Annotated in this window: 10 protein-coding genes; 7 read left to right on the forward strand and 3 right to left on the reverse strand. The window is 78.3% G+C overall.

Translation table 11 applies throughout. The features are described from left to right. Both NH602_RS24585 and NH602_RS24590 read right to left on the reverse strand, forming a co-directional pair. The coding region (locus NH602_RS24585) for a PEP/pyruvate-binding domain-containing protein (RefSeq protein WP_253069014.1) at positions 1 to 1403 on the reverse strand (1403 nt) is incomplete at its 3' end. After that, positions 1390 to 1839 (reverse strand): HPP family protein, encoded by a 450-nt coding sequence (locus NH602_RS24590; protein WP_062401809.1) that lies wholly within the window; start codon positions 1837 to 1839, stop codon positions 1390 to 1392. The genes NH602_RS24585 and NH602_RS24590, both read right to left, overlap by 14 nt. Before the next feature lie 204 nt (positions 1840 to 2043). Here NH602_RS24590 and NH602_RS24595 point away from each other — a divergent pair, with 204 nt between their 5' ends. Next, entirely contained in the window at positions 2044 to 2253 is a 210-nt protein-coding gene (locus tag NH602_RS24595; RefSeq protein WP_253069015.1) for a hypothetical protein, read from the forward strand. A gap of 204 nt (positions 2254 to 2457) precedes the next feature. Further along, on the forward strand, positions 2458 to 2775 hold the full coding sequence (locus tag NH602_RS24600; RefSeq protein ID WP_253069016.1) for a DUF3040 domain-containing protein: 318 nt from the start codon (positions 2458 to 2460) through the stop codon (positions 2773 to 2775). Positions 2776 to 2783: 8 nt separating this feature from the next. Here NH602_RS24600 and NH602_RS24605 read toward each other — a convergent pair whose 3' ends face one another. After that, on the reverse strand, positions 2784 to 3815 hold the full coding sequence (locus NH602_RS24605; protein ID WP_253069017.1) for an AraC family transcriptional regulator: 1032 nt from the start codon (positions 3813 to 3815) through the stop codon (positions 2784 to 2786). A 276-nt stretch (positions 3816 to 4091) separates the two neighbouring features. Here NH602_RS24605 and NH602_RS24610 point away from each other — a divergent pair, with 276 nt between their 5' ends. The 5 genes from NH602_RS24610 to NH602_RS24630 all read left to right on the forward strand — a co-directional run. Beyond that, on the forward strand, positions 4092 to 4859 hold the full coding sequence (locus tag NH602_RS24610; protein WP_253069018.1) for a sensor histidine kinase: 768 nt from the start codon (positions 4092 to 4094) through the stop codon (positions 4857 to 4859). Positions 4860 to 4945: 86 nt separating this feature from the next. Then, positions 4946 to 5353 (forward strand): hypothetical protein, encoded by a 408-nt coding sequence (locus NH602_RS24615; protein ID WP_253069019.1) that lies wholly within the window; start codon positions 4946 to 4948, stop codon positions 5351 to 5353. Between the two features lie 172 nt (positions 5354 to 5525). Next, positions 5526 to 6983, forward strand: coding sequence for a multicopper oxidase family protein (locus NH602_RS24620; RefSeq protein WP_253069020.1), 1458 nt, complete (start codon positions 5526 to 5528; stop codon positions 6981 to 6983). Positions 6984 to 7081: 98 nt separating this feature from the next. Further along, complete coding sequence (locus NH602_RS24625) at positions 7082 to 7468, forward strand: STAS/SEC14 domain-containing protein (RefSeq protein ID WP_253069021.1); 387 nt, start codon at positions 7082 to 7084, stop codon at positions 7466 to 7468. Continuing rightward, positions 7465 to 8827: HAD-IC family P-type ATPase (locus NH602_RS24630; RefSeq protein ID WP_253069022.1), on the forward strand; the 1363-nt coding region annotated here is incomplete at its 3' end. The genes NH602_RS24625 and NH602_RS24630, both read left to right, overlap by 4 nt.

The raw sequence follows: 8827 nt of genomic DNA on the forward strand, positions 1-8827 counted from the left end.
GCGACGGCGGCCGTGGCCGGCCGGGCCGCGCCGGCCGACACCGTGCCGGTGCCGCCGTCGACGGTGACCACGCGGCCCGGGGTGATGTCGGTGGTGGCCGTCCGGCTACCGACCACGCAGGGGATGCCCAGCTCGCGGGCGACGATGGCGGCGTGGCAGGTGACGCCGCCGTGGTCGGTCACCACCGCGGCCGCGCGGCGCAGCGTCGGCAGCCAGTCCGGGTCCGTCCGTGGGGCGACGAGGACCTCGCCCGTCGTCAGCTGCGCCCCGTCCGCCGGTGACGACAGGATCCGCGCGGGACCGCTGCGCCGACCCGGTGCCGCCGCGACGCCGGTGACGAGGACCTCGCCGGAGGCCGCCCGGGCCCCGGCGCCGTCGGTGCCGGTCCCGGGAGTGGTGGTCACCGGACGGGCCTGCACCAGGTAGAGGGTGTCGCCCTCCAGCGCCCACTCGACGTCCTGCGGGGCGCCGAAGTGCTCCTGCACCCGCTGGGCGAGCCGGGCGACCGCGGCCGCCCGTTCCGGGGTCAGGACGCGGGCCGACGCCCGGTCCGGGTCGAGGGCGACGGAGTGGTCGTGGCCGTCGGGTCCGGGGACGACGGCGTGGTTCTGCACCCCGACGTGCTCGAACACCGGCTCCAGGCCGGGCAGCGAGAACACGGAGGTGTCGGGCTCGACGAGGCCCCCGACCACGACCTCGCCCAGCCCCAGCGCGGCCTCGACGACGACCCGGTCGGTACGACCGGTCACCGGGTCGGCGGTGAACGCCACCCCGGCGCAGTCGGACTCGACCATCCGCTGCACGACGACCGCGATCGCCGGTGGGCCCGTCAGGCCGCGACCGGCGCGGTAGGCGAGCGCGCGCGGCGCGAACGCCGAGGCCCAGCATTCGACGACGCGACGGTCGAGCTCGTCCTCGCCCCGGACGTGGGTGAAGCTGGAGTGGATCCCGGCGAAGGAGTGCGCCCCGCTGTCCTCACCGATCGCCGACGACCGGACCGCGACCGCCACCGGGCCGGGCCCGTCCGCCAGTGCGGCGTAGGCGCGGTGGATCTCCGCGGCCAGCTCGGGCGGCGGGCCGGCGGCGCGGACGAGCTCCTGCAGGCGCACGCAGTCCGGCCCCGTGTCGTCCCGGGACTCGTCGGCCCCCACCCGCGCCAGCAGCCGGTCGAAGCGCTCGTCCAGGGCGTCCAGCACCCCGCCCGCCCGCATCGCCTCGCGGTAGGCGGGGGCCGTCACCACGAAACCGGGCGGGACGGCGAACCCGGCCGCGATCAGGTCGCCGAGACCGGCGGCCTTGCCGCCGACGGTGGCCGCGTCGGCCCGGCCGAGCCCGGCGAGCGGCCGGACGCCCGGCCCGCCGGTCGCGCCGGGCGCGACCCGGGTGCCCTCAGCCGCGGTCACGGCTCGCCATCCCGGCGTGCTCACGCCAGCGCTCCTCGGACTGCAGGGAACCGCGCGCGACCTCGCGCAGCACGTCGTGGCGCGACAGCAGCCCCACGCAGCGCCCACCGGACTCGACGGGGAGCGCCCGCAGGCCGTTCTCCAGCATCCGGGCCACGGTGAGGGCCAGGTCGTCGTCGGGACCGGCGGTGAACGGGTGGTGGGTCATCACGGCGGCGACGACCTCCTCCGGGTCGATCTCCCCCGGGTCGCCGCCGACCGGCACCCGGCCGGCCAGCAGGTCCGACTCGCTGACCACACCGACCACCCGGTCCTCGGCGTCGACCACCGGGGACGAGGCGTGGCCCCGGCCCACGAGCACGTGGGCCGCGACCGCGATCGGGGTGTCCGCCCGGACCGTGGTCACCCCGGTCCGCATGACGTCTCGGACGTGCATGGCTGCCTCCTCGTCTCGGTGCACGCGGACACGGGCCCGCGGCCCACCCAGCCTCTCCGGCACCACCCGGCCCGGCCAGGGCCGGAGTGCTCGGGGCACGGCACCACCGTCCCGACCGGGGTGCGGGACCAACGGCCCTGGCCGGACGCGGCGGGCCGGGGTGCGATGGGGCCTCCGATCCGCCGAGCCGACCGGAGGAGCTCCGTGGCCCCGAGCTGTCCGACCCTGCTCCCGCACGCACCCGCCGCGGTCGTTCCCGCGGCCGTCGCCCGCCTCCGGCCCGAGTTCCCGGGCCGCAGGGTCACCGCCGTGGTCCGCCGGTCGTTGACCGACCTCGCGGGTGCGCCCGTCCCGGCGCTGCCCGAGCTCGTGGAGCGGCTCGCACGGCAGCGGCTGCTCGACGGGGAGGGCTGACCCTCCGGGACGCCCCGGCCGGTCCGCCGGCGACGTCCACCGTCGAGCCGGACGGCTCCCGGGCGGGTGCCGTCCGGTACCCCGGCCGCGGGACCTACGGGCCTGGTGGCGCCGGGCCGGCGCTGGGCAGGGTCGCACCGTCGCCGGTCGCGGCGGCGGAAGGCGCGCAGCTCCCGGGACCCGGGCCGAGTGGAGGGGACGACGATGTTGAGCGAGGGCGAACGACGGCGGCTGGTCCGGATCGAACACGAGCTGACGGCGGAGGCCCCCCGGCTCGCCCGCCGGCTCCGGAACCCGTCGCGCCTGCGGGTGTGGCTGCTCCCGGCGGCGGCCGCGACGCTCGGCCTGGTCGCGGCGGTGGGTCTGCTCGCGCTCGGCCGGCCCGGCGACGCCCTCGTGCTCGGCGCCCTGGGCTGCTGGCCGGTGTACCGCCTGCTGGAGCGCCGACGCGTGTGGCACCGGCTGCGGACCCGGTTCCGGGCCCGCTCCGGCGGTGGGGGGAGCACGTCGCGCAGCACCTGAGCTTCCGCCTACCGGTGCAAGGTGTGGCCGGGCGGGACTCCGTAGACGGCGCGATAGGCGACGGCGAACCGGCCGGGGTGGCCGAACCCCCAGCGGGCCGCCACCGCGGCGACGGTCGTGCCGTCGGCGGGATCGGCCGCGAGGAGATCCCGGTGGGCGTGGCTCAACCGGACCTGGCGCAGGTAGGCGGTCGGGGTCTGGTCGCGGTGGCGGCGGAACGCCGCCTGCAGCGCCCGCACCCCGACCCCGGCTCCCTCGGCGATGTCCTCCATGCTGACCGGCTCGTGGGCGTGCGCGTCGAGCAGGGCCATCGCCCGGCGCAGCGCCGCCGGGCCGGTCCGGCCCGGCGGCCGGTGCGGGTCGGCGAGCAGGTCCTGGGCCGTGTTCGGGAACGCGGCGAGCGCGGCCAGCGACAGCTCGTGGATCGCCTGGGCCCGGACCAGGACGTGCTCGGTCAGCCCGTCCGGGCCGAGGAGCACCTGCGCGGCCACCCGGCGCAGGGTCGCGCCCCAGTGGCCGGCCAGCACGGGAGACACCGGCTCCGCACCGTGGAAGCGCAGCCCGCCCGGCGCGATCCCGGTGACGTCCGCGGCGACCCGGCCGAGCGTGGTCAGGGCGATGCGCACGAGACGTTCCGACTTGTCGGAGGACCGGATGCGGTGGTCGTGCCCGGGGGCCAGCAGGAACGCGTCCCCGGCGGCCAGGCGGCGGGTACTCCGTCCGTCGTCGAGCTCGTAGGCACCGGAGACCAGCTGCCCGATGACGACGCAGTCCTCGTCCGGCTCGTAGCCGACGCGGAGCAGGCCGCCGTAGTGGATCCGGTCGACGCCGACGGGTCCCAGACCTGCGCCGGTCCCGGCGAGCTCGAACGAGGTCAGGTCGAGGACGAAGCGCCGGGCCGGGACGGACAGGCGTGGGTGGTGCGCCGTGTAGCCCAGTGCGCGCAGCAGCTGCCGGGCCCGGTCGAGGTCGGTGGTGGTGACCGACGTCCGAGCCTGCGGCCACCGGTCGCCTCGGTGACGCGGCGCGCTGCGGACCATGCCGTCTCCTCGGAGCACGGAGGCCCGCGACACTGCCGTCCTGCCCCCGAGGACGCAAGCGACGTCGTCGCCGGAGGCCGGGACCCGGTTCCCGGACGGCGAACGAACACCGCGGTCCGCCGACCGAAACAGGGCGGGGCAGCGCGCCGCGGTCGGCGGCCCGTACCCGGTTCTGGGGATGCGCGGGCCGCGGACCCCGGGCAGGGTCGCTGCCCTCGCGCGCCCGGCAGCCCGGCCCGGCGACGCCGGCGCCCAGTGGCGGGAGGCTCCCGAGCGATGGTCTGTGATCTGCGGGACGCGAACGGTGTCCGGCACCCGACACCCGCCACCGGGTCGCCTCCCGACCGGGCCGAAGGGGTCCCCGCCGCGGCCGGGGGCCTCGCCCCGGCCGTCGAGTGGGCCGGGGACCTGACCGCGGACCCGCACGCCCACCTGGTCCCACGGCTGTCCGCGCTCGGGTTCGGGCTCGCCTCCCTGGCGAGCCGGCTCGACGGACAGCACCGGAGTCGCGCGATGGCGCTGGTCCACGAGCTGGACGAGATCGTCCGGGTGGCGCGCGACGGCGCGGTGGGCGCGTCGAGGGCCCGCCCCGGCGGGCTCGAGCTGCAGGGGTACCTGGGCGAGATCACCGCACGCGCGGGCGAGGTCGGCGGCGCGCGGGCGCTCTTCTCGGCGGTGGGCCCGGTCGGCTCCGTGCCCGAGCCCGTCTCGGTGCACCTGCGGGCGGTCCTCGTGGAGGCGCTCACGAACGTGGTCCGCCACGCGGGGGCGGGCACGTTGTCGGTGGTGCTCCGGACCGGCGACGAGCTGACGCTGACCGTCGCCGACGACGGTGTCGGGATCCCCGAGAACCCGGCGGGCGGGATCGGGCTGGTCGTGATGGCGGCCCGGGCCCGCGTGCTGGGCGGACGGTTCCACGTCGGCCCCGGCGGCGCCGGCGGGACCGTCGTCCGGTGGCACGTGCCGCTCACCCGGCCCGGCGGGTCGAGGACCGGCCCGCAGGCGGACCCGCACGGGCGGCGGGACGGCGATCCCGTCGCGTGACCTCCGCCCCTGGGGAGCGGGGCGGGCCGGGTCGACACTCGCCGCCCGGGCCGTCGGGACGGCCCCCACGACGACGGAGGATCTCGATGAACGACCACCTGCTCACCGCCGACTCGCCCCGGACGGACACCTACCGGATGCGCGTCTCGGGTGTCTTCGACACCGCGGCCGGCGCCCACCTGCTGCGCCAGCTCGACGCGTGGGCCGACCACATCGACACCCACGGCGGGACGACGCGGACCGTCGTCGCCGACCTCACCGGGGTCAGGGCCGCCTCCCTCGCCGGTCTGAAGGCGATCCCGCACGCCGAGCGGACCGTGGGTCGGCGTGGGTGCGTGTTCGGTGTCGTCGGAGCCGACCACCTGCTCGGACGTGTCCCCGCCGCGGCCCGGCCGCTGCTCCGGCCCGGGGGCCACAGGTCCCTGGCCCCCGGGCCGGCGTCACGCCGGCCCGGAACGGGGACCCGGGGGCCGGTACCCGCAGCGGGGGTGTGAACCAGGCGGCCCCGTCGCCGTCCGCGCTCCACCGCCGGGACCTCCGGCCCCGGCCACCGGGCCGGTCGCACCTGCCCGGGGCACCGCCCGGACCGCACGCTCGGTAGGCACACGGCACCCGCCGGGCCCGGACCTCCCCTCCGGCGCGTGGCGCACATCGAGGGAGCGGACCGTGACCCGTCAGCCGAGGTTCTCCCGACGGCACCTGCTCGGTCTCGCCGCGGCCGCGGGTGTGGCCGGTGGCGTCGCCGCCTGCACGGGCCTGCCGAGACCCGGACCGGCCGGGCCTGCGGCCGGGGCCCCCTTCGCCGACCCGCCGGAACGCAGGGCGCGCGGCGGCCTCCTCACGGGCACGCTGACGGCGGGCACCGGGGTCGACCTCGCCGGCGTCGCCGGTGCCGGCCTCGGCTACGACGGGACCTCCCCGGGGCCGACCCTGCGCCTGCGCCCCGGCGACGAGATCGCGCTGCATCTGCACAACGGGCTCGACACCCCGACGAACCTGCACACGCACGGGCTGCGGGTACCGCCCGACCCGGGCGGCGACGACCCGTTCCGCACGGTCGCTCCCGGCGAGACCGCGGACTACCGGATCCGGGTGCCGCGCGACCATCCCGCGGGCACGTTCTGGTACCACCCGCACCACCACGGGACGGTGGCCGACCAGGTGTTCGCCGGTCTCGTCGGGGCGCTCGTGGTCGAGGGCGGGCCGGACCTGGGCACGGCGGAGGACCATGTCCTCGTCGTGACCGACACGACGCTGGGCGACGACGGCCGGGTCGCCGCCGCCGGTCCGATGGACCGGGTCGCCGGCCGGGAGGGCGAGCTCGTCCTGGTGAACGGGCTGTACCGACCGGTGCTGGCCGGGATCCCACAGCGGTCACAGCGGTGGCGGCTGGTCAACGCGACCTGCTCGCGGGTGTTCGACGTGTCGCTGGACGGGCAGGACCTCGTCCACGTCGCGACCGACGGGGTGTTCCTCCCCCGGCCGGTCGCCCGCGACCGGGTACGGCTCGCGCCGGGCAACCGTGCCGACGTCGTCGTGCGCCCCCCGGACGTCCCCGGCGACGTCGACCTGCTCGCCGCGGACGTCGACCGCGGCGGCATGGGGGGGATGGGCGGCACGGGGATGGGAGGCACGACCGGCACCGGGCCCGTCGTGCTCGCCACGCTGCGCGTCACGGGGGCCGCGGCCCCGACCCCGCCGCCCCCGGCGGTGCTGTCCGCGCCGGTCGTGCCACCGGGTCCCCCGGACCGGACACGCGTGCTGACCCTGACCGCGCCGATGGGCGGCGGGGGCATGGGCTTCGGGATCGACGGCCGCGGGTTCGACCCGGCCCGTGACGACCTCGTCGTCGCCCCCGGGACCGTGGAGGAGTGGGTGGTCGAGAACCCGGGGACCATGCTGCACCCGCTGCACCTGCACACCTGGCCGATGACGGTGCTCGACGCCGCGGGCTCGGACGGCGCGGTGCGGGACGTCGTGACGGTGCCCGCCGGCGGCCGGGTGGTGCTGCGGGTGGCGTTCACCGGCGCGACCGGCCGGACCGTCCTGCACTGCCACGTCCTCGACCACGAGGACGCCGGGATGATGGCGACGGTCCGGGTCGGGGGCGCCGGGACCCCGTAGCGGGACCTTCGGCCGGGCGCCGACGGTCTTCCGGATCTGCCCGCGGACGCGCACCCCTGCGACGGTCGCCGGGACGGCGCCCCGGAGGAGGACCACCCATGCTGCGGCTCATCGACGATCTGCCCGAGGGGACGGTGGGGGTGGCCGCGAGCGGGGTGGTGACCGTCGCCGACCTGGTGGACGGCCTGGCCCCGGTGCTGACCGCCGTCGCCGGTCCGGTGCCGCTGCTGCTGCAGGTCGCCGACACCACCGACACGGCGGTGCCCGGGGCGTCCGCGCCGCGGCGGGTCCCGCGGCTGGCCCGCATCGGGTCCTGCGCCGTGCTGGCCGCGCCGGACACCCGCGCGACCGCCCGCCGGATCGCGTCGTCGCTGCGGCCCGTGCGGGTGCGGGTGTTCGCCCCGGAGGAGCGCGCCGCCGCCCTGACCTGGCTGACCGGCGGATCGGCCGGACCGGTCCGCGAGACCGCGTTGCTGCGCGCGTGAGCCCCGTGGCGGGTGACGTGTCCCCGGTCGCGCCACCGCTCCACCCGTGGGCGCAGGACGCGGTCGCGGTCGCGGAGCAGCTGGGGACCGACCCCGACGAGGGGCTCGGCGGGGCAGCGGTCGCCGACCGGGCGGTCGCGGACGCCGACCGGCCCTCCCCCGGGCGGGACCGCAGCCTCGCCGTCTCGGTCCTCGCCCAGCTGCGGGAGACCATGATCCTGGTGCTGCTGGGCGCGGCGGCGCTGAGCGTGGCCGTCGGTGACGCCGGCGACGCGGCCGTCATCGTGCTGGTCGTCGTCCTGAACACGACGGTCGGCGTCGCGCAGGAACGTCGCGCCACCGGAGCCGTGGCGGCGCTGCGGGCGCGGGCCGCACCGCGGGCGACGGTGGTCCGCGACGGGCACCGTCACGAGGTGCCCGCGGCCGAGGTCGTCGTCGGTGACCTGCTCGTCCTGGGCCGGGGCGACGTGGTGGCCGCCGACGCCCGGCTGCTGGCGGCCCACGACCTGCAGGTCGACGAGTCCGCGCTGACCGGCGAGTCGCAGCCCTCGGACCGCCGGGCCGCCCCGGCCTGCGCGGAGGACACCCCGGTGGCCGACCGGAGCACCGTGGTGCACGCCGGCACGCTCGTCGTGCGCGGGCGCGGGCGGGCGGTGGTCACCGCGGTCGGGCTGCGGACCGAGCTCGGCACGGTGGACGTGCTGCTGCAGCGCCGCCGGCCGCCACCGACGCCGCTGCAGCGCCGGCTCGCCCGGCTCGGCCGGGGGATCTCGCTCGGGGTGGTCGTGGCCTGCGCGCTGGTCGGCGTGACGGGCCTGGCCCGGGGCGAGCCGTGGCCGCTGGTCGTGCTGACCGCGCTGAGCCTGGCCGTCGCGGCGATCCCCGAGTCGCTGCCGGCCGTCGTGGCGCTGGCGCTGGCCGGGGCGACCCGCCGGATGGCGCGGCTGGGCGTCATCGTGCGCACGCTGCCCGCGGTGGAGGCGCTGGGGTCGGTGACGGTGCTGGCCGTCGACAAGACCGGGACACTCACCACCGGACGGATCGCCTGCACCGCGGTGTGGCACCCGGGCACCGGTACGACGGAGCTGACCGGCCCGCTGCCCGCGGGCCCGGCGCGATCGGTCCTCGAGGCCGCGGTGCTGGGCGGCGACGCCGAGGAGGGCACACCGGGGACCGAGGGGGCGGTGGCCCGCGCCGCGGCCCGCGCCGGGCTGGACCTGCGTGCGGTACGGGCCCGCCGGCCGCGCACGGCGGTGCGCCCGTTCGACGCGCACCGGCGGTGCACCGTCAGCCGCCACGACGGTCCGGACGGCCCGCTGGAGGTCGTCGTCGGGGCCCCCGAGGTCGTGCTGCCCGGAC

The organism is Pseudonocardia sp. McavD-2-B, assembly GCF_024124365.1.
Classification (GTDB): Bacteria; Actinomycetota; Actinomycetes; order Mycobacteriales; family Pseudonocardiaceae; genus Pseudonocardia; species Pseudonocardia alni.